This is a genomic window from uncultured Gordonia sp. (assembly GCF_937858515.1).
Lineage (GTDB): Bacteria > Actinomycetota > Actinomycetes > Mycobacteriales > Mycobacteriaceae > Gordonia.
This window is the reverse complement of record NZ_CALLZT010000172.1, coordinates 1-26,017: the sequence shown is the minus strand read 5'-3', so window position 1 is coordinate 26,017 and position 26,017 is coordinate 1. Positions and strand designations below refer to the sequence as shown.

General features: G+C 67.3%; 19 protein-coding genes. 12 read left to right on the top strand and 7 right to left on the bottom strand.

Annotated elements, in window-relative coordinates; genetic code table 11:
• Positions 1-350: CbiX/SirB N-terminal domain-containing protein (locus Q0627_RS16920; protein ID WP_298811589.1), on the top strand; the 350-nt coding region annotated here is incomplete at its 5' end.
• A gap of 58 nt (positions 351-408) precedes the next feature.
• Here Q0627_RS16920 and Q0627_RS16915 read toward each other — a convergent pair.
• Together Q0627_RS16915 and Q0627_RS16910 are read right to left on the bottom strand one after the other, a co-directional pair.
• Complete coding sequence (locus tag Q0627_RS16915) at positions 409-768, bottom strand: MGMT family protein (RefSeq protein WP_291013040.1); 360 nt, start codon at positions 766-768, stop codon at positions 409-411.
• Between the two features lie 4 nt (positions 769-772).
• Entirely contained in the window at positions 773-1,561 is a 789-nt protein-coding gene (locus Q0627_RS16910) for an alpha/beta fold hydrolase (RefSeq protein WP_291013042.1), read from the bottom strand.
• Positions 1,562-1,626: 65 nt separating this feature from the next.
• Here Q0627_RS16910 and Q0627_RS16905 point away from each other — a divergent pair, with 65 nt between their 5' ends.
• The 9 genes from Q0627_RS16905 to Q0627_RS16865 all read left to right on the top strand — a co-directional run bounded on the left by Q0627_RS16905 (position 1,627) and on the right by Q0627_RS16865 (position 16,547).
• Complete coding sequence (locus Q0627_RS16905; protein WP_298811587.1) at positions 1,627-5,319, top strand: ATP-dependent DNA helicase; 3,693 nt, start codon at positions 1,627-1,629, stop codon at positions 5,317-5,319.
• 42 nt (positions 5,320-5,361) lie between these two features.
• A complete protein-coding gene (locus Q0627_RS16900) occupies positions 5,362-8,763 on the top strand; it encodes an ATP-dependent helicase (protein ID WP_291013047.1) in 3,402 nt (1,133 codons plus the stop codon).
• Between the two features lie 147 nt (positions 8,764-8,910).
• Positions 8,911-9,990 carry a potassium channel family protein gene (locus Q0627_RS16895; protein WP_291013049.1) on the top strand — a complete coding sequence of 360 codons (1,080 nt, stop codon included), beginning with the start codon at positions 8,911-8,913 and terminating at the stop codon, positions 9,988-9,990.
• Entirely contained in the window at positions 9,983-10,939 is a 957-nt protein-coding gene (gene nudC / locus Q0627_RS16890) for an NAD(+) diphosphatase (protein ID WP_291013052.1), read from the top strand. Before Q0627_RS16895 ends, nudC begins: the two co-directional genes overlap by 8 nt.
• A 75-nt stretch (positions 10,940-11,014) precedes the next feature.
• A complete protein-coding gene (locus tag Q0627_RS16885; RefSeq protein WP_291013054.1) occupies positions 11,015-11,293 on the top strand; it encodes a mycoredoxin in 279 nt (92 codons plus the stop codon).
• Between the two features lie 61 nt (positions 11,294-11,354).
• Entirely contained in the window at positions 11,355-13,430 is a 2,076-nt protein-coding gene (locus Q0627_RS16880) for an ATP-dependent DNA helicase UvrD2 (RefSeq protein WP_291013056.1), read from the top strand.
• 686 nt (positions 13,431-14,116) lie between these two features.
• A complete protein-coding gene (locus tag Q0627_RS16875; RefSeq protein WP_291013059.1) occupies positions 14,117-14,404 on the top strand; it encodes a WhiB family transcriptional regulator in 288 nt (95 codons plus the stop codon).
• 307 nt (positions 14,405-14,711) lie between these two features.
• Complete coding sequence (locus Q0627_RS16870) at positions 14,712-15,512, top strand: bifunctional 2-polyprenyl-6-hydroxyphenol methylase/3-demethylubiquinol 3-O-methyltransferase UbiG (RefSeq protein WP_291013098.1); 801 nt, start codon at positions 14,712-14,714, stop codon at positions 15,510-15,512.
• A gap of 9 nt (positions 15,513-15,521) precedes the next feature.
• A complete protein-coding gene (locus tag Q0627_RS16865) occupies positions 15,522-16,547 on the top strand; it encodes a polysaccharide deacetylase family protein (RefSeq protein WP_291013061.1) in 1,026 nt (341 codons plus the stop codon).
• A gap of 15 nt (positions 16,548-16,562) precedes the next feature.
• Here the strand turns inward: Q0627_RS16865 and Q0627_RS16860 are convergent, their stop codons facing one another.
• From Q0627_RS16860 to Q0627_RS16850, 3 genes are all read right to left on the bottom strand, one after another.
• A complete protein-coding gene (locus Q0627_RS16860) occupies positions 16,563-17,879 on the bottom strand; it encodes an AarF/ABC1/UbiB kinase family protein (protein WP_291013064.1) in 1,317 nt (438 codons plus the stop codon).
• Positions 17,872-18,861, bottom strand: a complete 990-nt coding sequence (locus Q0627_RS16855) for a hypothetical protein (protein ID WP_291013067.1) — start codon at positions 18,859-18,861, stop codon at positions 17,872-17,874. The genes Q0627_RS16860 and Q0627_RS16855 overlap by 8 nt, the downstream gene beginning before the upstream one ends.
• Before the next feature lie 73 nt (positions 18,862-18,934).
• Positions 18,935-20,419, bottom strand: a complete 1,485-nt coding sequence (locus Q0627_RS16850) for a zinc-dependent metalloprotease (protein WP_298811575.1) — start codon at positions 20,417-20,419, stop codon at positions 18,935-18,937.
• 74 nt (positions 20,420-20,493) lie between these two features.
• Here Q0627_RS16850 and Q0627_RS16845 point away from each other — a divergent pair, with 74 nt between their 5' ends.
• Positions 20,494-21,534, top strand: a complete 1,041-nt coding sequence (locus tag Q0627_RS16845; protein ID WP_291013072.1) for a PDZ domain-containing protein — start codon at positions 20,494-20,496, stop codon at positions 21,532-21,534.
• A 17-nt stretch (positions 21,535-21,551) separates the two neighbouring features.
• On the opposite strand, the gene Q0627_RS16840 is transcribed toward Q0627_RS16845, so the two are convergent.
• Positions 21,552-22,130, bottom strand: coding sequence for a PPA1309 family protein (locus Q0627_RS16840; protein ID WP_291013075.1), 579 nt, complete (start codon positions 22,128-22,130; stop codon positions 21,552-21,554).
• A 232-nt stretch (positions 22,131-22,362) separates the two neighbouring features.
• On the opposite strand from Q0627_RS16840, the gene Q0627_RS16835 reads away from it, so the two are divergent.
• Positions 22,363-25,341, top strand: a complete 2,979-nt coding sequence (locus Q0627_RS16835; RefSeq protein ID WP_298811571.1) for a UPF0182 family protein — start codon at positions 22,363-22,365, stop codon at positions 25,339-25,341.
• 82 nt (positions 25,342-25,423) lie between these two features.
• On the opposite strand, the gene Q0627_RS16830 is transcribed toward Q0627_RS16835, so the two are convergent.
• Positions 25,424-25,711, bottom strand: a complete 288-nt coding sequence (locus Q0627_RS16830; protein ID WP_298811569.1) for a hypothetical protein — start codon at positions 25,709-25,711, stop codon at positions 25,424-25,426.
• Between the last annotated feature and the right edge of the window lie 306 nt (positions 25,712-26,017).

Sequence of the window (26,017 nt, the reverse complement as noted above, 5' to 3'; positions counted from 1 at the left end):
CAGCGGCGGGGTCCTCGGACGCCTCGGCCCGTGGTCGGGTCCGTCTGGCCGCCCGCCAGCCGGGGTCGCTGATCGGCGGCCGGGTGGAGGTCGGCTTCATCGCCACTGCTGAACCGACGGTGCCGCAAGCCATTTCACGGGCACGTCGACGGCTGCGCCGGGGCGGAAAGCTCGTGGTCGCCAGCTACCTGCTGGCGCCGGGCCTGTTCCACTCCCGCCTTTTCTCGATGGACGTCGGCGCCGTCGCCGAACCCCTCGGTGCCGACCCCCGCATCTGCGACCTCATCGTCACCCGCATGCGCGCCGCCGTCAGCCCCTACCGCCGCCCCGCCGCCGTCACCTGGCGCTGAAGCTGATACTCCGCGTTTTGTCGCGCTGAGCGACACAAATTGCGGAGTTTCGGGTCGTTCACGTCGCCTCCTCCGATCCGAAGAATCCTTTGACGTCGGTCACGGACCGCGGTGCGTCGATTGCCGGCAGCCAGCGGCAGTCGCTCATGTGGATGCGGCCGTCGGTGATGGGGACGCCCTCCTCACGGAGGCGATCGAGTTGACGGGTCTCCAGGTGGGCGGCGGGGCGGCCATTTGCGGGGACCACCCGGTGCCAGGGGAGGTCGGCGGAGTCGGTGCGCATGATCCAGCCGACGATCCGCGGGGACGACAGGCCGACGGCGGTGGCGAGGTCACCGTACGTGGTGACCTGGCCCTCGGGGATCGCGGCGACCAGCGCCCGGACCGCTTCGATCTCGTCGTCGGAAACCGTCGCCATCGCCCTATCCGATCGCCTTGCGGATCAGGCCGGCCACCAGCTCCGGTTCCAGGAACGGCACCATGTGTTCGCAATCGGCGTGCAGCACAGTCACATCCGGGCCGCAGTCGGCGATGAATTGCTCGCTGATGAACGGAGGATCGACGCGGTCGGCGACGACGATCGTCGTCGGGATTCCCGCAGGCGGGGTGACGGCGGGGCGGGCCATCTCGCTCCATGCCGTCGCCGCGGCGGGCGCGCTGACCCGCCACTGCACCCGCCCGGCGGCATTCGGCACCAGATGGGTCGCGATCTCGTAATCGAGGATGTGGTCGGGTACCAGCGCCCAGCCCTCCGCACGCTTGGCCGACCGTGCGGCATCGGCATCGGCGTAATCCCAATGTTCCAGACCCAGCGTGGCCACCTCCAGCGCCCGTTGCGGGTCGAGTCCCTGGGCCGGGTCGAGCGCGATGACCGCGCGCACCCGCACCGCCGACGATGCGAGCCGGTGCGCCAGACGCATCGCCAGCGCGCCGCCGAACGAATGCCCCACAATGACAAGTTCGGACGGATTCTCAGTTGCCACAACATCTTCGAGTCCGTCGAGGTTGGTGTCGAACGACCACGGTGGCGTCCACGGCGACTGTCCGTGCCCGCGCAGATCCGGCGCGAGGAAGCGGACCTCCGGCAGGTCGGCAGCCAGGAACCGCCAGCGGTTACCGTGCCCGGTCAGCCCGTGAATCGCCAGAACCGTGGGAGTGCCGGCGGGCAAGTCGTTGCGGGCCGGGCCGAAAGTGTGGGTGAACAACGTCATGCGCGCCATTATCGTCGGGAACCGGGCGCGATGCGGTGTCGGTACCTCGTGATTGCATAGGGATCATGTCCCGACGGCCAGAACCACGCAATCAGCCTGTGCGGGGTACGGCTCTGCGCGCCCGGCTGGTTGCCGCGCACGGTGCGGCGGGCATTGAGCGGGAGTGGCCGTCGCAGGTGCGCAAGGTCATCGACGACGTGCAGCGATCGCCCGACGCGCGGGCGTGGCGGCCGTATCGGGTGCATGGCGGACCCGGGACCGGGAAGACGGCGCTGGTTGTCGACGCCGCCGTCGCCCGGCTGTCCACAGCGGGTGTCGATCCGGAGTCGGTGCTGGTGATCGCGCCCAGTCGGCGGGCGTCGATCGCGTTGCGGGAGGAGATCACGCGGAGGGTGCTTGCCCGTATCGACGGGTTCGGGGGTGCGTTGCGGGAACCGCTGGTGCGGACGGTGCACTCGTATGCGTTCGCGATCCTGCGCCTTCAGGCCGCTGCGCACGGCAATCCGCCGCCCCGGCTCATCACCGGGTCCGAACAGGACGTCGTCCTGCGTGAGCTGCTTGCCGGCGATATCGAGGACGGCGCCGACTACTGGCCCAAGCATCTGCGGCCGGCGCTGGGGACCGACGGTTTTGCCCAGGCGTTGCGGGATCTGCTGATGCGGGCCGCAGAACGTGGGGCGGGCCCCGACGAGCTTATGGCGTTGGGGCGCAAGCACAAACGTCCCGAGTGGGTGGCCGCCGGACGGGCATACGAGCAGTACGAGCAGACGATGCTGTTGCGCGGGAGCGTCGGTCTGTCGACCCCGGGTGCGTCCGCGCCGGCCGTTGACGCCGCGGAACTCGTCGGGTCGGCGCTGTCGGCGTTCGCCACCGACCCGGACCTGCTCACCGCACAGCGGCGCCGCATCCGGCACCTCATCGTCGACGACGCCCAGCACCTCGACCCGCAGGCCGCGTACCTGCTCAAACTGGTCGGTACCGGCACCGCATCCACGATCATCACCGCCGACACCGATCAGTCGGTATTCGGATTCCGCGGCGCCAGTCCGGTTTTCGCCGACGGACTCGCCGAACCGGGCAGTGACCACGACGTCGTCCTCACCGACGACATGCGGTCGCGTCCCGAGGTCAACCACGTCGGCCGCCTCCTGGCCCGTCGTCTGCCCGGCGCCCGCCCCCACCCATACCCTGAACCGTTGGGAGCCGGGGCTCACCGGACCCTTCGAGACGCCTCCGCTAGCGCTCCGGCTCCTCAGGGATCAAGAGGTGTGGATGCCTCCGCTGGTGCTGTGGTTCGTCAGGGGTCGAGGGGTGTGGATGCCTCTGCTGGTGCTGTGGTTCGTCAGGGGTCGAGGGGTGTGGACGAGGGCGAAGTCACGGAAGCGCGACCAGACATCTTGATCCCTGAGGCCGAAGCGACGAAGGAGCGAGGGTCACGAAGGGTCCGGCGACTCGAGGCACCTGACGCAACCCCCTCGAAGGCTTCGGCCTCGGTGCGAGTATTCAGTTCGGCCGCAAAGGAAGCCACCGCCGTCGCCGATCTGCTGCGCCGGGCGCATCTGTTCGAGGGGGTGCCGTGGTCTCAGATGGCGGTGATCGTGCGGTCGGTGTCGCTGTCGTTGCCGGCGTTGCGACGGGCATTCCGGTCCGCGGGGGTACCGCTGCTCACTCAGACCTCCGATCTTCCGCTCCACCGTCAGCGTGCGGTTCTCGGGCTGCTACTGGTACTGCGGGCCGTCGCCGCACGCGACGATCCGGGGGACCCTGAGTTGTTCGGGATCGACCACACCGTCGACCTGATCACCGGGGTGATCGGTGGTGCCGATCCGGGGGCGATGCGCAGGCTGCGGCGAGGAATCCGGCGTTACGACGAGGCACATCCGGCGGAGGTCGCGCCAGACGGGGACACGCCTGATTCCCTGGTGTCGTTGCGCGCGGCGATTCTCGACGACGCTGTCGCCGATCGCTATGCGAAAGCCTTGTCCGACACCGAACTCGCACCGCTGAACCGGGTCCGGAAGGTCGTCGGCGCGGGGTCGAAGGCACATGACGCGGGGCGGGATCTGGAACTCATACTGTGGGCGTCCTGGCAGGCAACCGGACACGACAGGCGCTGGGCGGCAACGGCATTACGTGGTGGTCCGATCGGCGAGCAGGCCGACCGCGATCTGGACGCCGTGATCGCGATGTTCGAGGCGGCCGGAACGTTCACCGACAATCTGCCCACCGCGGGCCCGGCCGCCTTCGTCCACTACCTGACGCAGCTGCAGATTCCCGGCGACAGCCGTACCCAGCGCGTCACCGCCGAGTCGGTGGCGGTGATCTCGGCGCATGCCGCGGTGGGCCGCGAATGGGAGGTCGTCGCTGTCGCCGGCGTCGCCGACGGGCTGTGGCCGTCGTTGCGCAGCCGGGGCAGCGTCCTGGCCACCGGGCCGCTCGTCGACCTGCTCGACGGCGTGCACCCCGACGCTGTCGACACCCTGGCCCGCGGGTCGGTGGCGCTGGCCGACGAACGCAGGCTGCTGCTGGTGGCATGTAGCCGGGCGCGGCGCACCCTGATGATCTCGGCCGTCGACGACGGCGACACGTCGACGCCGTCCCGGTTCCTGCTGGAGATCGCCGATTCACTCGGTCTCGGTGACGCGTCCGATCTTCCGGGTGATGAGATTCCGACAGCGGACATCCCTCTCGATCCGGGTGTCGAGCGGGTGCTTTCGCTGCCGTCGCTGGTGGCCACGCTGCGCAGCGCTATCGTCACGGAAACCGAAGGTGCCCAACTAGATACGGTACGGCGGGCCGATGCGGCGGCGGCATTGCTGGCCGAACTCGCCGACGCCGACGTCCCGGGGGCCCATCCGCGGGACTGGTACGGACTGGCCGGCCCGAGCACCGACGTCGCGCTATGGTCACCCGAGAACGGTCCGGTGGTGTTGTCGCCGTCGACGACCGAAACCCTGTCGCTGTGCTCACTGCGGTGGCTGCTCGAACGCCACGGCGGCCGGGACGGCGATCAGGCGCCCGCGGTCACCGGAACACTGGTGCACACGTTGGTGCAGGCCACCGCGGGAAAGATCGACCCGGCCGAGGTCACCGCCGCGCTGCGGGAGGTATGGGATCGGGTCGATACGGGCGCGGCGTGGTTCTCTCGGCGCGAACTCGAACGTGCCGAGGCTATGCTCGTCAATTTTCGTGAGTGGCTGCGGGTTTCACGAACCGATCTCACCGAGTTCGGGGTGGAGGCCGACATCGACGCCGTCCTGCCGCCGGAGAACAGTGACGGGGAGAGCGGCGCGGGGGAGAACGGCGATCGCGACGATCCCGCGGTGAAGCTCCGCGGCCGTATCGACAGACTCGAACTCGACCACAAGGACCGGCCGGTGGTGATCGACGTGAAGACCGGCAAGACCCCGATCTCCAAGGCCGACGCACAGGATCATGCTCAGCTCGCCACGTATCAGGTGGCACTCAAACTCGGCGGCATCCCCGGTGCCGGCGGTGACAACAGCGCAGGGGGTGAGACCGGTGGGGGACGGCTGGTGTACGTGTCCACCGAGAATCGCAGCACCGGTGCTGCCGAACGTGTCCAGGACCCACCCGATGCCGCGACGATGGGTGAATGGATCACGTTGATACGCAAGGCCGCCCGCGCGTCGATCGGCCCCGGGTACGCCGCCACCCCCAATCCGGGCTGCCCGCACTGCCCGGTTACCACCAGTTGTCCCGCCCATCTCCAGGGCAGGACGGTCCTGGATGATTAGCGCGAAGTCGCTGTCCGCGGCACTCGAAAACGGAGTGGGCCGATGATAAGCGCGAAGTCATTGGCCGCCGCTCTCGGCCTGCCGTCGCCGACGGACGAGCAGGTCGCCGTCATCGAGGCACCGATGGAACCGGTGCTGGTGGTGGCGGGAGCGGGTGCGGGCAAAACGGAGACGATGGCCTCGCGGGTGGTGTGGCTGGTGGCCAATCAGCTGGCCGGTCCGGAGGAGATTCTTGGTCTGACGTTCACCCGCAAGGCGGCCAGTGAGCTGGGGGCGCGGATCCGGCGCAGATTGTCGATGCTGGCCGGGTCGCCGGCGTTGCGCACCTGGGATCCCGGTGGCACGCTGGCGGCCCGGTTGCGCAGCTCCGACCCCGAGGTGAGCACCTATCACGCGTATGCGGGCAGGCTGATCGCCGACTACGGACTGTTGTTGCCGGTGGAACCGTCCTCGACGCTGTTGTCGGAGACCGAACTGTGGCAGTTGGCGTTCTCGGTGGTGTCGAACTGGACGGGTGAGCTCGTCACCGACAAGACCCCGGCGTCGGTGACCGAGGCGGTGCTGTCGCTGTATTCGGAACTGGCCGAACACCTGGTGGACGTGTCGGCGCTGGAGACCGCCGGCGACACCCTGTACGGGCTGATCGACACCCTCCCGAAGGGGCCGCGTCAGCGCGCCGAGCCGAGTCAGGCGCTGCGCAAGATCCAGACGGTGATCGACGAGCGCCGGCAACTGGTGCCGCTGGTAGTGGCGCTGGGCGACGAGATGCGCAGGCAGTCGGCACTGGATTTCGGGTCGCAGATGTCGATGGCGGCGCGGCTGGTGTCCGGACATCCGGAGGTCGCCGACTCCGAACGGGCGTCGGTGCGGGCGGTGCTGCTCGACGAGTACCAGGACACCGGACATTCGCAGCGAATCCTGTTGTCCTCGTTGTTCGGCCGTCGCACAGAACGTGCGGCGGCGTCGGTCGCGGTCACCGCGGTGGGTGATCCGATCCAGTCGATCTACGGTTGGCGCGGCGCATCGGCCGCCAATCTGCCCCGGTTCACCAGGGACTTCCGATGGTCGGACGGCTCGGAGGCGCGGCGGCTGGAATTGCTGACGAGCTGGCGTAACAGCCGGACCGCCCTGAAGCTGGCCAACGAGACGTCGGAGGAGTTGCGCCGCAGAGGTATTCCGGTGAGCGTGCTGCGCCCCCGGGACGGCGCGCCCGCCGGGGTCGCGCGACTGGCTTTGTGCGACAACGTCGTCGACGAACGCGAGTGGGTGGCCGACCGCATCGAGGACCGGTACCGGGCGGCGGAACAGGCCGGGCAGGCACCGCCGACGGCCGCGATTCTGGTGCGCCGCAACGAGGATTCGGCGCCGCTGGCCGCCGCGCTCGCCGCCCGCGGTATCCCCGCGGAAGTGGTGGGTATCGGTGGGCTGCTGCATGTTCCGGAGGTCGCCGACATCGTCGCGATGCTGCGGCTGGTGGCCGATCCGCTTGCCGGGTCGGCGGCGATGCGGCTGTTGACCGGTCCGCGTTGGCAGTTGGGCGCCAAGGACATCGACGCGCTGTGGCGCCGTGCCCGGGAACTCGCGGTGGCCGCCGGCTACGGGTCGTCGGGTGCGGTGGACAGTCGCGAGGAACTCGACAAAGCGCTGGATGCGGTGCTGCCCACCGACATGATCGATCAGGCCGGGATCGGTGACGCGCTGGTGGACCCGGGTGCCCCGGAGCGCTACAGCCCGGACGGCTTCGCCCGGATCCGGGCGTTCGGTGGGCAATTGGAGTCGTTGCGCCGCAGGATCGGTCAGCCGCTGACGGAACTGGTGGCCGACGTCGAGATCGCGACCGGGGTATCGGTGGAGGCGCAGATCCAGGCCCGGCGGATGCGCGGAATCGTCACCGGCCGTGAGCAACTCGACGCATTCGCCGAATACGTCTCGCGGTTCGCCGACCGTCCCGGCGCCAACCTTCCCGGTCTGCTGTCGTTTCTGGAAGCGGCCCAATCCATCGAAAAGGGTTTGGAGCCAGGGCATGTGGAGGTTGCCGAGCATCGGGTACAGATCCTGACCGTGCACGCCGCCAAAGGGCTCGAATGGGATGTGGTGGCGGTGGTACACCTGTGCGAGCGGATCTTCCCGGGTGGTAAGGCCGATTCGACGTGGCTGGGCAGCGCGCGGGAACTGCCGGCGGAGCTGCGCGGCGACCTGGCCGATGCGCACCCGAAAGATTCTGCATCAGAAGGGTTTCCACGGTGCGATGTGTCGGGCGCGGGTGACCGGAAAGAACTGGAGAGCATCCTCACCGAACACAAGGACGCGATCAAGGAGCGTCGCCTGGAGGAGGACCGCAGGCTGCTGTACGTGGCGCTGACTCGGGCCAAGGACGAGCTGCTGGTGTCCGCGCACCACTGGTCCGAGGGTGATGAGAAGCCGCGCGGGCCGTCGGTGTTCTTCGACGAGCTCCTCGAGATCACCCGCTCGGCGCTGACCGATCCTTCGGCTGATTCCGAAGGGCTGCATGCGGATCCGATCGCAGACGCGCCCGACGACGGTGCAACCAACCCGCTGGCCGAACTGGACACCTCCCGACCGTGGCCGCACGATCCGCTCGACGGACGACGAGATGTGATGCGGGCCGCCGCCGACAAGGTACTCGTCGCGCTTGATCACCGGGAGGCATCCGGCCTGTTCGACTCGCCCCCCAGCCTTCCGCGAACAGCCAAGCGTGGCAACAGAAAACGGAAACCGGCCGAACCCATCCAGGTCGTTCCTGACCTGGATGACCCGGAGATCGCGGCCTGGCGCGCCGAAGCGGATGCGTTGCTCGCCGAACTGCGCGGCGCCAACCAGGCACTCATCGAGGTCGAACTGCCGGCACATCTGTCGGTGAGTCAGCTCGTCGAGCTTGACACCGACGAGCAGACCTTCGCCCAGCGACTGCGCCGGCCGACCCCGTTCCCGCCGAATCCGACCGCCCGGCGCGGTACCGCCTTCCACGCCTGGGTGGAACGCTGGTTCGGTGCCACCAGGCTGCTGGACATCGATGAGTTGCCCGGCGCCGCCGACGCCACCGCGAGCCCGGACGCCGACCTCGACGCGCTGCGTGATCGGTTCCTGTCGTCGCGGTGGGCCCAGCGCACACCGAGCGAGGTGGAGGTGCCGTTCGAGACCGTCATCGGCGCGACGGTGATCCGCGGCCGCATCGACGCGGTGTTCGCCGAATCCGAGGGGCGCTGGCTGGTGGTGGACTGGAAGACCGGGGCGGTGCCGGAACCAGCGAAACGGACATCGCTGATCGTGCAGCTCGCGGCCTACCGCATCGCGTGGGCGCAGCTGGCCGGGGTGCCGGTCGAGAAGGTGCGGGCCGCGTTCCACTACGTGCGGTCGGGTGAAACGCTCGAACCCGACGATCTGCCGGACCGGGATGCGCTGGCCGCGCTGCTGGCCAAGTAGCCAGGGCAGCCAGTCGCGCCCGGCCTGCTTGCGAAACCGCCGGAGGGTACTAGATTCAAGGTCTTGTGAGGCATAGACCGCGGGCGACGCACGACCGGGGGCCGTTCGCGCCCCGGGAGGACTCGCTCCTGACCGTCGGGCGTCGGCGTGGCCGTCCGTAGCCGAATCCGGAACCGGCTGCGTTCGGACCAGCTGTCGGAGGGCCCCGACTACGCGCTCGTCGGTGTCATCAGCATTCCCGAGCTGCAGGCCAGCCCGTGGCGGGCCATCGGCAAGCGCGTGGTGTTCGCGGTCGTCGCGTTGTTCTTCACAGCCGTAATCGTGTACATCGACCGTGAAGGCTATCGCGACGCGCAGGGCAACCCACTGTCGTTTCTCGATTCGCTCTACTACTCGGCGGTCACCCTGTCGACCACCGGATACGGTGATATCACGCCGCTCTCACCGCAGGCGCGGCTGGTGAACATCCTGATCATCACGCCGATGCGGGTGCTGTTCCTGATCGTGCTGATCGGAACGACACTCGAGGTGCTCACCGAACGGTCGCGACAGGCCCTGAAGATTCAGCGATGGAGGAACAGCGTGCGCAACCACACGGTGGTGATCGGTTACGGCACCAAGGGCCGCACGGCCGTCGAGGCGATGATCGGCGACGGCATAAAGCCGTCGGAGATCGTGGTCGTCGACGGCGACGCGGCCGCACTGGAGGCAGCCGCGCAGGACGGTCTGGTGACGGTGCGCGGCGACGCCACCAAGTCCGATGTGCTGCGGCTGGCGGGGGTCGCGCACGCCGCAGCGATCGTCGTGGCCACCAACCGCGACGACACGGCCGTGCTGGCGACGCTGACCGCCCGCGAGATCAACCCGCGCGCCAAGATCGTCGCCTCTATCCGCGAGGCCGAGAACCAGCATCTGATGCGGCAGTCGGGGGCCAATTCCGTTGTCGTGTCGTCGGAGACGGCGGGCCGGCTGCTGGGCATCGCCACCAAGACGCCGACGGTCGTGGAGGTGATCGAGGACCTGCTGACCCCGGACGAGGGATATTCGATCGCCGAACGTGAGGTGGATCCGACCGAGACGGGCGGCTCGCCCAAGCACACCAAGGACATCGTGCTCGGCGTCGTCCGCGAAGGTGTGCTCTACCGCGTCGACAACAGCAAGGTGGAACAGATCGAGGTGGGCGATCGCCTGCTGTACGTGCGGCAGGGAGGCCCATCCGATGACTGAGTCCGCAGCCAGGCGCTTCACATTGCCGCAGCCGCCGCTGCTGTCACGGGCGACCTTCGACCGGGCCGACGAGATCCGCGACGATTCCGCCGCGTTGCTGGCGGGCTGGCCGTCGGCGCGGGTGCTGCTGGTCGACTCCACCGGACGCTATCCGGTCGCCGACGACGGTACGCTGCACTGGGTCGACGCGCAGACGCTCGGCGCCGAACCCGGTCCCGACGCGGTCTTTCTCGGCGATTCGGGCGGGCACGTGTGGGCGCGCAGGGTCGACCATATCGACGGGCCGACCGCCGATCCACGGCGCGGTGCCGAACTGCTCGGTGCCGACGAGGCCGGTCTGTTGGCGACCGCGCTGGGAATCCTCAATTGGCATGCCACCGCACGATTCTCGCCCGCCGACGGGGTGCCGATCGCGTCCGCGCGCGGCGGCTGGGTGCGCCGGCCCGCGGGAGGCGGGCAGGTCAAGGCGACGGCGGCCGACGAGTTTCCGCGCACCGATCCGGCGATCATCACAGTCGTCCACGACGGCGCCGACCGGGTGCTGCTCGGCAGGCAGGCGGTATGGCCGGACGGCTGGTACTCGACGCTCGCCGGCTTCGTCGAACCGGGGGAGTCGCTGGAGCAGTGCGTGATCCGGGAGGTGCATGAGGAGGTCGGCATCACCGTGCGCGACCCGCGCTATCTGGGCAGTCAGCCGTGGCCGTTCCCGCGATCGCTGATGCTCGGATTCGAGGCGCTCGGCGACCCGGGGGAGCCGCTGAATTTTCTCGACGGCGAGATCGGCGACGCCATCTGGTTCCACCGTGACGAGGTGCGCGAGGCGCTGGCCGCGGGTGGCGGCTGGTCGCGGGCCGACGGTGCGATACCCGCCGGTGCTGATGCGCCCAGGCTGCGGCTGCCCGGCTCGATCTCCATCGCCCGTGCCATGATCGAGGCCTGGGCGCTTTGAAGCACTGATCGGACGCTCCGTCCGGAACACCGCTATGGCCGGAACACCGGACCGACCTGTGGTGTTATGGGCTTCATGAGCAATGTGATCGACGACGACACGCGTACCTCCGACGACGGCGAACTGACGATGTACACCACCTCGTGGTGCGGGTACTGCCGTCGGCTCAAGACCGCGCTCAAGGCCAGCGGTATCAAGTGGCAGGAAATCGACATCGAGGTCAATCCGGATGCGGCCGAGTTCGTCGGCAGCGTGAACGGCGGCAATCATGTGGTGCCCACCGTCCGCTACGCCGACGGCAGCACCGCGACCAATCCGTCGATTGCCGACGTCAAGGCCAAACTCGGCGTCTGACCCTCGTCCGGCGAACGGGTGTGCGAAGTGCCTGTCGTACGTCCCTGAGATAGTGGGGGACGTGCCCGACATCCTCGATGGTCTCGATCCCGAGCAGCGTGCCGCCGTCCGCGCTCCGCGCGGGCCGATGTGCGTGCTGGCGGGTGCGGGGACCGGAAAAACCCGGACCATCACCCGGCGTATCGCACATCTCACCGCCTCCGGGCAGGTCAACCCCGGGCAGGTCCTCGCGGTCACCTTCACAGCCCGCGCGGCCGGGGAGATGCGCGGGCGGTTGCGGACGCTGGGTGTGGGTTCGGTGCAGGCGCAGACCTTTCACGCGGCCGCGCTGCGTCAGCTGCGGTACTTCTGGCCGCAGGTGTTCGGCGAACTGCGGTGGGAGTTGCTCGACAACAAGTTTCAGGCGGTCTCGCGCGCTGCCAACCGCGTGGGACTGCCGACGTCGAAGGAGTCGGTCCGTGACCTGGCCGCGGAGATCGAATGGGCCAAGGCGTCGTTGATCGGTCCGGCGGCCTACGCCGAACATGTCGCCGAGATCGGCCGCGAGACACCGCAACCCGCTGACAAGGTGGCGCAGGTGTTCGCCGGTTACGAACGCCTGAAGGTGAACGAGGACGGTGACCGGCTGCTCGACTTCGATGATCTGCTGATCTACACCACCGAGATCCTGCGCTCGGAACGGGCGGTGGCCGAGGAGTTCCGCGAACGCTACCGGTGTTTCGTCGTCGACGAGTATCAGGACGTCACCCCGGTGCAGCAGGGACTGCTCGACGAATGGCTCGGCGCCCGTGACGATCTGACGGTGGTGGGCGATGCCAACCAGACCATCTATTCGTTCACCGGCGCCACTCCGTCGTACCTACTCGACTTCACGCGGCGATTCGGTGACGCCACCCTGGTCCGCCTCGAACGTGACTATCGTTCGACGCCGCAGGTCGTCGAGCTGGCCAACCGGGTGATCGGGCAGGCGCGCGGCCGGATCGCCGGTACCCGGCTGCGGCTGCTCGGGCAGCGTCCGGCCGGTCCCGCACCCGTGTTCGCCGAATACCCGGACGAGCCGTCCGAGGCTGTGGCGATCGCCACGAAGGTGGCCGCGCTCATCGAGCAGGGGGTGCCGGCGTCGGAGATCGCGATCCTGTACCGGATCAACGCACAGTCGGAGAGTCACGAGCAGGCGCTGACCGCGGCCGGAATCCCGTACCAGGTACGGGGTGGTGAGTCGTTCTTCACCCGCACCGAGGTCCGGCAGGCGATGCGTGGACTCACCGAGGCGGCCCGTCGCGACGACCTGCCGCCCGATGCCGACGTGCCCACGCTGACCCGTGCCGTGCTCGCACCGCTGGGCCTGGAGCCGGAGGAACCGTCGGGCGCGCAGGCGCGGGGCCGCTGGGAGTCGCTGCGCGCGATGGCCGCGCTGGTCGACGACCTGGCCGCCGCGCAGCCGGACCTGACGCTGCGCGATGTAGTCACCGAACTGTCCGCACGGGCGCAGGCCCGGCACCCACCCACGGTGCAGGGCGTCACCTTGTCGTCGCTGCACGCGGCGAAGGGCCTGGAATGGGACGCGGTGTTCCTCGTCGGCCTCACCGATGGTTCGTTGCCCATCTCACAGGCCGTCAACGCCGGTTTCGACGCGATCGAGGAGGAACGCCGCCTGTTCTACGTCGGCGTCACCCGTGCCCGCGAACATCTGCAGGTGTCGTGGGCGCTGGCCCGCAACGAGGGCGGGCGAGCGCGCCGCCGCTCTCGCTTCGTCACCGACGACATCGTTCCCGACACCTCGCCGGCCTCCCGGATCGCCGCCCCCGCCCCGGTGCGCCGCGGCCCGTCGTGCCGGATCTGCGGCTCCCGCCTGGTCGGCTCGGCGGCGGCCCTGCTCGGCCGCTGCGAACGTTGCCCGGCCGACCTCGACGAGGAACTGTTCGCCGCGCTCAAGCAGTGGCGCACCGAAGTCGCCGAGGCCAGGGATGTGCCGGGCTTCACGGTCCTGAGCGACAAGACGCTCACCGCGATCGCCGAACAGGCCCCGGCCACCCCCCGGGAGTTGCTCAAGATCCACGGCATCGGCCAGAAGAAGCTCGCCGACTACGGCGACGATATCGTCGGGATCGTCGTGAAAACCGCAGGTCAAAAATAGGTTGTGCGGTTTTCGATCGCCCTTTACTCTGGTCAGCACGACACGGGGAGAGTGTCTTGCGTTCCACATCGGGTGGGCTCGCACAAGAGATCAGCAGTCTCCCGATCTAGCACGGAAAGGAGTGTCGGACCAATGAACGGTCAACTGAGCGATCAGTTCGTTGCCATCGCTGGCGCTGCACCGTGCGCGACGGATGCTCATTCGGCGGTCTTGTCACCGTCGTTCGTGCATCGGATCGTCGCCGATCGGGCGTCGAGTCCCGGGTATCGGGCCCCGGCGGCAAGCGCTGAACAAGCGCCGGCAACCGGCACCGTAGCAATCACAGACCACACCCAACACGCATATGGACAACAGCATCGTTCGTGGCGTGCGTGTGATCTGTCCGGCAAGGCGAAGACCGCACCCGCGGCGATCGCACCTGTCGGCGCACTGCGCATTGCAAAAACCGGCATCGACGCAATGGTGCGAGCCAGGCAACGATTCCCCGTGTTCTGCCGAACTCCCTGACGTAGGGAGATCGGGCACACAGGCCACGGGCGGATCGCGAAGACGAACCCCGTGGCCTTTTTGATTGGAGCCTCAGAACGTTTCCCTCCTCGGAGGACCGGACGCTCGGAGACCACATCTGCGGCAGCGGGTCAGTCACCACAAGACCGACAGCTATAGACCCAGATGTGGAGAAGATCATGACCATTGAGTACGTACTCGAGTCGTGTACCGGGGCGGACCGCAAGCCCGCGCTCGACCTGCCGTGCCAGGTGACCGCCGCCGACCTGTGGTTCGCCGAGGACCCCCGTGATCTGGAGCAGGCAAAGGCGCTGTGCGCGCAGTGCCCGCTCCAGGCCGAGTGCCTGCGCGCGGCGCTCGACCGCGCTGAGCCCTGGGGTGTGTGGGGCGGTGAGATCTTTGAGCGGGGCACCGTCGTGGCGCGCAAGCGTCCGCGCGGCCGGCCGCGCAAGAACGCCGTCGCCTGATGCCGGGCCGTCAGGCAGCCCGGCCCGGTGGGCCGCTCTCTTTGCGAGGGCGGCCTGCCTGTCGTTGTGGACCGCATGTGGTCACTCCGGAGCATTGGGACAGGTCGGCGGAGTGCCGAGGCTATGACCGACGCGAAGCGGAGCTCAGGGTAACCGAAACTACCGTTCGGCCTACACACCCAAGCGTCGTGACCCGGTGGAGGCTCATAGCGAATTCATAGGGTAGGTTTACCTACCTAAGCAAAAGGCCTCTACCACACGACGAGTGCGGCGGCGGCGGGTTCGATCAGATCGGGGCGTGACGACAATGACGGCAGAGTCGGAGACACAGGTGCAGACGCAGTCGACGAGAACTGCTTTCGCGCGGTCGGTGCTCGGTGAGCGCAACTACGAACGCGCCCTCAACACTTGGATCCGGCTCAAGCAGCGCCCGCGCGTGGGCGGGGTGAACTTCGGTGACCTGCGGCGGCTCGAACCGATCTGCCGGGCTTACGGCTACGATCGGGGTCGACCCATCGACCGCTACTACATCGAGAACTTCCTCGAACGGCAGTCCGCGCTCATCACCGGCCGGGTGTTGGAGATCGGTGAGCGGATCTACACCGAGGCATTCGGTCACGACGTGACCCGGTCGGATATGCTGCACGTCCACGATGTGGAGGGCGCCACCTACGTCGCCGACCTTTCCGATGCACCCGATGTCCCCAGCGACACCTTCGACTGCGTGATCATCACCCAGACCCTGCATGTCATCTACGACATGAAGGCTGTCGTGGACACTCTGCATCGCATTCTCAAGCCGGGCGGGGTGGTGCTGTGTACGGTTCCCGGCATCACACAGATCGCCGACCCCACCTGGCGGGACACCTGGTACTGGTCACTGAGCGAGGCATCGGCCAAGCGTCTGTTCGAGGAGACCTTCGAGTACCCGAACGCGGTCGACGTGCGGGTGTTCGGCAACGTTCTGTCGGCGACCGCATTTCTGCACGGTTTGGCGGACAAGGATCTCAAAACCGGTGAGCTCGATGTGTATGACCCCGAGTATCCGGTGACCATCACCGTGGCCGCACGCAAGCTCGTCGTGCGTGCGGACGACAAAGACCTCTAGGACACCTGAATGCCGCGCCTCGACGCAGGTCTGGTCCGTTCGGCGGTCCGCAGGCGTATGCGCCGACACCGTCGCCGCGGCGGGATCTTGATGTACCACCGCGTCGTCGATGCCGACTTCGACCCGTGGGGGATCTGCGTGTCGCCCAAGATGTTCGACGAGCAGATGCAGGTGCTGGCGCAATGCCGCGGCACCGTCGACGCGGTGAGCTTCTCCGGCGGCGACGTCTTCGGCCGGTCCGATGCCCGGGTCGCAGTCACCTTCGACGACGGCTACCTCGACAATGTGGTTGCGGCACTACCGATTCTGGAACGCCACGAGATACCGGCGACGATCTTCGTGATCGGCAATGCCGTGGGCCGGACACGTGAGTTCTGGTGGGATGCGCTCGAACGCGCAATCCTCGCCCCCGCGGTATTGCCCGGTGAACTCGAGATCGTTCTCGGTGCCGATCGTCACCGGTTCACCATCGGCGACAGCTCGGCCCGCGAGGCTGCGGACGGACGCTGGCGAGCCGATGCCGACGCGGTCACCACCGATCGGCAGCGCCTGTTCGTCGCGCTCTGGAACGCGATCGTCGTACTCGATCCGGACCAGCAGGATCAGGCGGTCGACGAATTGCGCACCTGGTCTGGCCAACCGGGATCAGTGCAACGAATCATGGTGGACGACAAGGAGTTCGACGCCCTGGTTCAGCATCCGCTGATCACCGTCGGCAGTCACACCCTCGACCATCTGTCACTGACGGACCTGTCGCCGCGTCGTCAGCGTGAGCAGATCCACGGCGGGCACCGACGCATTGAGGAACTCGCCGGCCGACCGGTCACCTGCTTCTCGTTCCCGTTCGGCCGGTTCGACGATTCGGCTGTCGCCGCCGCGCGCGAACTCGGCGTCGACATCGCCTGCACGAGCGTGCCCGAGGCGGCGACGGTCACCGACGACCGGCACACGCTGCCCCGTCTGCAGGCACTCGACATCGACGGCGACGCCTTCGCCCGCTGGCTGCGCGACGATCACCGACTGCTGCGGGCCTGACCTGGCCGGACGGAATCAGTCGGCGACCCCGGGCACCCACTTCTCCATGATCGCCCGGTAGGGAGCCTCGGCATCCATCTGCGCGGCGATGCCCACGCAGCCGGCAAGTACCCGGAACACCATCACGTACTGCTTGGGCACGTTCAGGTGCCGGGACGTCTTGTACACATCGCCGCGGACGTCGGTGGCCTTACCGGCCGCACGCTGCAACCACTTGCGGGTGAAATGGAACGACTCGGTATACAGCGGGTCGACATAAGGCTTGAGATAGGTCTCGATGTCGGCGGCACTTACCTTGTTGACATGGCTGGCCCGGATGAAATCGGCCTGGACCATCAACTCCTTGAGCTCGTCGTACTTCTTGTCGCGGGCCAGCCGCAGAATCGGGCCGACTACGGGCGGCAGGCCGTCCGGATAGTGGCCCACCGCACCGAAGTCGAGGACCCCGAACCGGCCGTCGTCGGTGAGGAAGAAGTTGCCGGGATGCGGGTCTCCGTGCAGCAACCCCACCCGCACCGGCGACGAGAATTCGAAGGTGGCGAGTTTGGCCGCCGCATCGTTGCGGGTGGCCTGATCGCCGGCGGCGACGATGCGCGAAAGCGGTACACCGTCGATCCATTCGGACACGATCACCTTCGGTGCGCTGGCCACCACCTTGGGAATCACGAAATCGGGGTCGCCGGCGTACGCCTTGGCGAACGCGCGCTGATTGTCGGCCTCGCCGAGATAGTCGAGTTCGGCCTCGGTGCGGTCGATGAGCTCATCCATCATCGCCTTGACATCGGTGCCCGGCGACATCCGCTGCATCAGGCCCGTCATCCGGGACAAGGTTTTCAGGTCGGCCTTCAGAGCATGGTCGGCGCCCGGGTACTGGATCTTGACCGCCACCTCGCGGCCGTCGGACCAGATCGCCTTGTGGACCTGACCGATGCTGGCCGCTGCGGCCGGGGTGTCGGAGAACTCCCGGAACCTCCCACGCCACTTGGTGCCGAGCTGTTGGTCGAGGACCCGGTGCACCTTTGCCGCCGGCAGCGGTGGCGCCTCGGCCTGCAACTTGGTCAGCGCCTCGCGGAACGGTTCGCCGAACTCCTCGGGGATGGCGGCCTCCATGATGGACAGCGCCTGCCCGACTTTCATGGCGCCACCCTTGAGCTCGCCGAGAACGGCGAAAAGCTGCTCGGCGGCCTTCTCCATCAACTCCTGGTTGACGGCGTCCTTGTCCTTACCCGCGATGCGCTTGCCCAGGCCCGCCGCAGCCCGTCCGGCCATACCGATGGGCAGGGCCGCCAGTTTGGCGTTCCGGCGGCCGGACCCTCGGGTGATCTCACTCATGCACTTCCTCTCCCCACGGGACCTGTGCCAGAGTAGTCGACCGCGATGGCTCCCGGTCCTGGTAATCGGGGCAATCTGGAGGTGTTGTGCGGCAGCCGCACAGCGGGTGCGACGGCCAACGCCGCCGCTCGATCCGGGTCGGTCGCGGATGCAACTCGAGGACGTGATCAACGAGCTGCGGGTGCGTGGGTGATTCGCCACGGTCGATGGCCGCCAGTGCGCCGGCCAGTTCCTCGACCTGCCATTGGGTCAGGGCCGCAGTGGCCCGGATCTGGGCGAGCGCCGCGCCGGAAGTGCGGCCGACCAGCGCCGTCGAGATCTGCGGCCAGTGCGGTTCGATAGTCGTGCGGTGGTGGTCGGCGCAACGCAGGCAACTGGTCCGGCCGGGCAGCACGAGCGGGCCGATCAGGCCGACGCCCTCGCGCATCCGCACCTGCAGGTGTGCCCGGCCCCGGCGCATCAGGGCGTCCACGACATGTGGGTCGGGGACCAGGTGATCGGCGAGAATCGTCAGGTTCGCGTCGTCGAGTGCGGTCACCGCGATCCCCACCCGCGGCAGGTGCGTCCGCAACTGCGTCGTCAGAGCGCCGCGGCCCTCGATGCTCACCCGTATCGTTCGCGGACCGGACCCCTCGGCGTCCGTCGTCGGGGCGGCTGGGATCTCCGGGGACTCTGCGAGTCCGGATGTGATGAGCGCACGACCGATGAGGACGATGTCGCGGCGGGCCAGCCCGGCTCTCCGGGCCCGCCGGACGATATTGTCAGGCCGCCGCCGCACTCGCATCCAGCCGAGCAATGCGCACACCTTCTCGACGTCGACGCCGTCGCGCACGATCAGTTCCAGACTGCCGGTGGGTCCGGAACCGATACGGATCCTGTTGGGCGACAACGCGATGACATGAACGTGCGGTGCCAGTGCGGGAAACTGCCCGGGTTGTCCGGTCGGTGACGGTTCGGCGACTGCGGTGATCCCCCTGCTCATATGGCAAGTGTGCCAGCAGAATCCGCCGTCGCCGCGGGCGAATGTGCGCGCTGTGGATAACCCCGGCAGCGGATCAGGTGTCGTCCCTGCCGTCCTTGCCGCGCTCCTGCTGTTCGCGTTCCTGGGCCATGGTGCGTTCGAGTTCGGCGATCGGATCGTCGAAAGCGCTTGTGCCACCACCGATCACACGGTCGACGAAGGCCGCCGGATGGTCGAGGTCGGTGGAATCGGGAATCAGGTCGGGATGGGCCCACACGCCGTCGCGGACGGTGATGTCGGAGGCGTCCACCAGCTGCCGCCACAACGCGGAGGCCTCGCGCACCTTGCGGGGCCGCAGTTCGAGCCCGATCAGCGTCGCGAAGGTCTGCTCGGCCGGACCGCCCGAGGCGCGTCGCCGGCGCATCGTCTCGGTGAGCGCGCCGGTACCGGGGATACGGTCGCCGAGCGCACTGCTCACCACCTGCTCCACCCAGCCCTCGATCAGCGCCAGCAAGGTTTCCAGCCGGGTGAGCGCGGCCTGCTGCTCGGGTGTGGTCTTAGGCTCGAACGACGCCGACGAACTGATCAACTCCTCCAGTTTCGACGGGTTGGCGAACAACTCGGTGGGATCGAGATCGGTGGTGAGTTGTTCGATGCCGCTGAAGTCGATGCTGATGCCGCGGGCGTACTCCTCGACCGTCGACAGCAGGCGTTGCCGCAGCCACGGCACGTGGGCGAACAGCCGTACCGCCGCCGCCTCCCGGGCGGCCAGGAACACCATGACCTCCTGGGCGGGTTGTTCGAGGCCGCCGGTCAGCGTGGCGATGGCCTCGGGCAGCAGTACCGCCACCCCGTCGGGGGCCAGCGGCAGGCCGATGTCGGTGCCGCCGAGCACTTCCTTGGCCAGTTGCCCGAGCCCCTGTCCGAGCTGGGTGCCGAACGCCATACCGCTCATCTGGGTCAGCATTCCCATCATCGGACCGGCGAACTGCGCGGCCTCGGCGGGCAGATTGCCCTCCCACGTCTTGGACAGCGAGGTGGCCACCGGATCGCAGAGACGCTGCCACGTGGGCATCGTCTCCTCCAGCCATTGCACGGGTGTCCAGGCGACCGACTTGGTGATGCCGCTGGGGAAGACGGTCGCGTCGTCGAGCCACACCTCGGCCAGCCGGATCGCATCCTCGGTGGCCTTCGACTCGCCGGCGCTGACCGGGGTGAACTTACCGATCTGTTGCCGTGCCAGGTTGCTTGCCAGCTGATAGTTCACCGGCCCCGACGCCCCGCTTCCGGACAGACCCGAACCCATTCCGCTGAACAGGCTGCCGAGCTGCGAGAACATCTGGCCCAGCGCCGCGGGGTTGAATCCCGACGGGTCGAGCTTGGAGGGATCGAAACCAGTGGGATCGAACGCGGAGGGATCGAAACCCTGGGCACTGCCGAAACCGAAACCGAACGGATCCTGGCCGCCGGGACCGCTGCCGGAGCCGCCGTCCTTCCGCCCGTCCCCGCTTTTGTCGCCGGAGTCCCGGCGATCGTCGTCGTCACCGGGGGGAGAGAAACCGAAGGGCAGGTCAGTCATGTCTTCAACGGTACAGTTCGAGCACCCGGCATACCGGCCCGAGGCGTTCGCCGTGAGCGGATAGACTCACCGAAATGAGTCTGACGCCCGGCACCAGGCGCCTGGTCACCGTCGCGGTCACCGTGCTGACATTCGTCGCATTGCTGGTGATCGGTACGTCCGTCAACGTTCCGTACGTGGCGCTCGGCCCAGGGCCGACCATCAACACCCTCGGCATGAACGGGGACAAACCGGTCGTACAGATCCAGGGTGCCCAGGTCGACAAGACTTCCGGAAACCTGAACCTCACCACGGTTTCCGTCGTCGACGGTATGAGCCTGTTCGATTCGATCGGCAAATGGATCTCCGGCGACTACACGCTGTCGCCGCGGGACCGGGTGTTTCCGCCCGACCAGACTCCCGAACAGGTCCGCAAGGGCAATCAGCGGGACATGACCGACTCCGAGGACAACGCGACGCTCGCCGCGCTGCTGCATCTGAATCGGCCCACCGAACTGATCGTCGAGGACGTGGCCGGCGACGGGCCCGCCGCGGGAATCCTGCGCAAGAACGACGTGCTGCAGAGCGTCGGCGGTAAACCGGTCCGGACGACGACCCAGGTGCAGGAGGTCATCCGTGCGGCCGCACCCGGGACCACGCTGGCGATCGATGTACGCCGGGCGGCGGCCACCGAACACCTCGAGGTCACCCTCGGCAAACGCCCCGACAATCCGAAGCTCGGTTACCTCGGGGTCACCCCCGAACTGCGCAACGCCGACCCGAACCTGAAGATCACCTTCAACGTCGGCGACATCGGCGGACCGTCCGCCGGCCTGATGATGACGCTCGCGGTCATCGACAAACTCACCCCCGGACCGCTGAACAGCGGAAAGTTCGTCGCGGGCACCGGAACCATCGACCCCGACGGCAACGTCGGCGAGATCGGCGGTATCACCCACAAGACGCGCGCGGCCGCCGACAAGGGCGCCACCGTGTTCCTCGTCCCGGAGGGAAACTGCCGGGAGGCCAAGGGTGACAAGCCCGACGGCCTGGAACTGGTCAAGGTCAGCACCCTCGACGACGCCCTGGCCGCGCTGAAGAAACTAGGCGAGGGCGCCGAACTCCCGCAGTGCTGAACCGGGCCGGTCGCGAACTACAACGTTGAGGCCAGCGCTGCCACCAGGTTGGGTGCCAGGTCTGGGTGGGTGAGGAGCTCGGTCTCGTCGTCCTCCTCGGTTTCGGGTTTGAGTTGCATGAGGACCAGGTGAGATCCGCCGCGCAGCGCACCGACGATGAGCCGGGCGATGCGGCTGCCGGGGTGGGTTCTGGCGACCTCGCGGGCCGCGGCCTCGGCGGCGTCGGGGTCGCCGAGGAGCGGTTCGAAAGCCGAGTCCAGATCCGCTTCGGCCTCGGGCGGGACGACGACGACCTGTAGCACCAGAGCGCAGCCGGCGACGGCGTCGGGCCAGCTCGTGGTGCCCAGGATCTGTTCGAGTTCGGCGTAGTGGTCGGCGTGGTGGTTGTCCGGGCCGAGGGGGAGCGGGTCCTGTGCGACGGGACTGAGTTCGGACGGGTCGTCGTCGGCGATGAGCCCGGGATTGGCGGCGGCGAGCACGTGGGTGGGGACGAGCGCGAAGAGGGCGGGGGGCTGATTCCAGCCGTCGTCGCCTACGTAATCGGCGACGTCGCGCAGTGCGCTGCCCAGGGCGTCAGGGGTCAATGCGGTACTCACCCGTTCATCTTGCCCCGTGCGTCCGGGCCTGCGGTTCAGGCGGTCGGGTCATTCGGTGCGGATCGGTCAAGTCCGACCAGGTCGGCTGCCGTGGCGTGGGTCACCAGTACAGTGGGAGGCCATGTCCTCCCCTGGAGGCGGCGCGGGACGGGTAGCGGCTGGCCCGCGGTCTTCGCCGAGTGACTACAGTCGTGGTTGATGTCCGAATTGGGAACTTTGGAGAGTAGGTCAGGTGAGCGTTCGCGGCCCGGCGGCGGGATTGCCGACACTGTCAGGCAGAAGCAAGGTGGTGATCTGGATCGGTGTTGCCGTCCTGGTCCTGCTGCTGGTGGGCCCTCGGGCGGTCAGCCTGACCACCGATTGGTTGTGGTTCTCCGACATCGGATACACCAAGGTGTTCTCGACGATCATCTGGACGCGGATCGTCGTGTTCCTGGTGGCCGCGCTGATCACCGCGGCGATCGTGTTCGCGGCCGCCGCGGTGGCCTACCGGTCGCGGTCGGTGTTCGTACCCTCCGGGATAGGCCCGGACCCGCTGGCGCGGTACCGGACGACGGTGATGAGCCGCATCCGGTGGTTCGCGATCGCGCCGCCCGTGGCGATCGGTGTGCTCGCCGGCCTGGTGGCGCAGGGGTCGTGGTCGACGATCCAGGTGTTCCTCAAAGGTGAGTCGTTCGGTGTGAAGGATCCCCAGTTCGGTTTGGACGTGGGCTTTTACGCGTTCGACCTGCCGTTCTGGCGGTTTGTGCTCAATCTGCTGTTCGTCATCGTGGTGGTCGCGTTCGTGATCAATCTGCTGACGCACTACGTATTCGGGTCGATCCGGCTCGGCGGTGCCGGTGTGGCGCCGTCGATTTCGATGTCGGCGCGGGTGCAGTTGTCGGTGCTGGCCGGAATCTTCTTGCTGCTCAAGGCCGTCGCGTACTGGCTGGACCGATATTCACTGCTGTCGAGTGAACGCAAGCAGGAGACCTTCACCGGCATGAGTTACACGGACGCGAATGCGGTGCTCTCGTCCAAGCTGATCCTGATGGCGATCGCGATCATCTGTGCCATCGCGTTTTTCGCGGGCATCGTGTTGCGCGACCTGCGGGTTCCGGCGCTGGCGACGGTCCTGATGCTGGTGTCGGCGTTGCTGATCGGCGTGGGCTGGCCGCTGGCCGTCGAGCAGTTCTCGGTCAAGCCGAACGCCGCGCAGAAAGAAGCCAAATACATCGCGCGCAATATCGCCGCCACCGAACAGGCGTACGGCATAGGCGACAACAAGGTGACGGTCATGAACAACTGGGCGTCCGCCGATCCCACACCGGCCTCGGTCAACGGTGACAAGGCGACGCTGTCGAATATCCGCATCCTCGACCCCAACATCGTGTCGGGCACGTACACACAATTGCAGCAGCGGCAGAACTTCTACGGATTCCCCAGCCAGCTGGCGATCGACCGGTACAAGGTCGACGGCGAATTGCGCGATTACGTGGTGGCGGTCCGCGAGATCGATCCGGACCGGTTGGCCGGGGATCAGGCGAACTGGCTGAACAAGCACCTGACGTACACGCACGGCAATGGTTTCGTCGCGGCTCCGGCCAATACGGTCCGCAAGGCGGCAGCCGACGAGAACGACACGCAGGGGTCGGGCGAACCGGATTTCGTGGTCGGCGACCTCAGCAACTTCCAGACCGAGGAGTACAAGAAGAACTCGCCGATCAGGGTCACCGAGCCGCGCATCTACTTCGGTGAGCTGATCGCCAAGGGCACCCCGGACTACGCGATCGTCGGTTCCGACAATGCCCCGGCCCGCGAATACGACACCGAGAACACCAAGTACACCTACCAGGGCGATTCGGGCGTGTCCCTGGGTAACTGGTTCAACCGCTTCATGTATTCGGTGAAGTTCGGCGAGCGGAACTTCCTGCTGTCGAGCGAGATCAACAAGAATTCGAAGATCCTGTACAACCGTGATCCGCGGGACCGGGTCAAGAAGGCGGCCCCGTGGCTGACCGTCGATTCGAAGACGTATCCGGCGGTGATGTCCGATGGTTCGATCAAGTGGATCGTCGACGGTTACACCACTTTGGAGAGCTATCCGTACGCACAGAAGACGTCGCTGCAGGCGTTGACCTCGGATGCGCAGGAACTCAATCGTGGCCAGACCGGACGCACGCAGGTCAACCGTACGGTGTCCTATGTGCGCAATTCGGTGAAGGCAACCGTCGACGCGTACACCGGCGAGGTGAAGCTGTACCAGTTCGACGACACCGATCCGGTGCTCAAGACCTGGATGAAGGTGTTCCCCGGAACCGTCGAAACGCGTGCCGAATTCGACAAGCAGGGTGACCTGCGTGATCACGTGCGTTATCCGGAGGATCTGTTCAAGATCCAGCGCACGCTGCTGGCCAGGTATCACGTGAAGGATCCGCAGGCATTCTTCCAGGGCAGCCAGTTCTGGTCCGTTCCCGCGGACCCGACGAATGAGCAGGCCGACCGGCAGGGTCTGGATCAGCCGCCGTACTACTTCGTGGCGGCCGGACCGGACGACAAGCGGCCGTCGTTCCAGCTGACGTCGGTGATGACGCGGCTGAACCGGCCGATCCTCGGTGCCTACATGACGGCGTCGTCGGACCCGGAGGACTACGGCCGGATCACGCTGCGGACCCTGCCGCTGAGTTCGCAGCGGGTGGGCCCCAAGCAGGCGTTCAACCCGATGAAGGCCGACGCACGCGTCTCGGAGAACCTGAAGAACCTGGAGAACACCGCCACAACGCAGTTCGGCAACCTGCTGACTCTGCCGGTGGGCGACAACGGCGTCCTGTATGTGATGCCGCTGTACGTTCAGGCCAAGGGCGAGGGCTCGTATCCGCGCATGTTCCGCATCGTGACGCAGTATCAGGCCAAGCTCGGTGAGACCGCCAGGATCGGTTACGCGTCCACCACTGCGGGCGCGCTGGCGCAGGTGGGCATCGACCCCGAGTACGCGGTCACCGTTCCGGGGGAGACCACCACGCCCACGCAGACGCAGCAGCAACAACAGCAGCAGCAGGGTACGACGTCCGGCGGTCAGTCGGGCACCCAGCGTGACACTGCCGTCAAGGCGATGGGTTCGGCGCTCGACGAGCTGAGGGCTGCGCAGCAGGCCGGTGACTTCAAGGCTTACGGCGATGCTCTCGCGAAGCTGCAGAAGGCCGTCGACGCCTACGAGAACGCGGGCGGCTGAATCCGGTGACACAGCGAGATGCCCCGGCCGGATTCGGTCGGGGCATTTCCTTTTTCGACGTCCTTCTCGGTGCGGGTAGGTGTCAGTCCCGGTACTCGTGCAGATAGCGGTCGGTTTCGGCGTCCGTGTTGTCGGGTAGGAGCGGGCTGTGGTGGATGCGCCTGGTCAGCGTGACAAAGATCGTGGCCGCACCGCCGAAGGCGATCGCCGCCGCGACGCCGTACAGGGCTGCGTGGCCGCCGCTACCGCTGGCCATGTGGACCAGCCACAGGCCCGCGGTGGCGAATCCGGTGAGGATGAGAGCGAATGCGACGAAGCTCATCGGATGATTGCCGTGGCTTTCGTGCCGGTGAGGGAGATGTGTGGTCATCGGGTGGGTGTGCATGGGGTGCCTCCTGGTGGGTTTCCTCCTGCTGGGCTGGTTGGTAGCGCATTCCAGCCTACGCCGGTGTGCTGTAGCTCACATATGACCTTCGACCCGTTCCTGGTTGTAGTTCAGTGCCGGGATCAACCAGGTGATTTGTGGCCGGGAGAACCGAAAACCGCAGGTCGGATGTGTTGCGAGGATCACCGGTAAACGATTTGCACATGCGTGAAGCCTCCCTGTAACGTTGGATTCACCAACGCGGGGTGGAGCAGCTCGGTAGCTCGCTGGGCTCATAACCCAGAGGTCGCA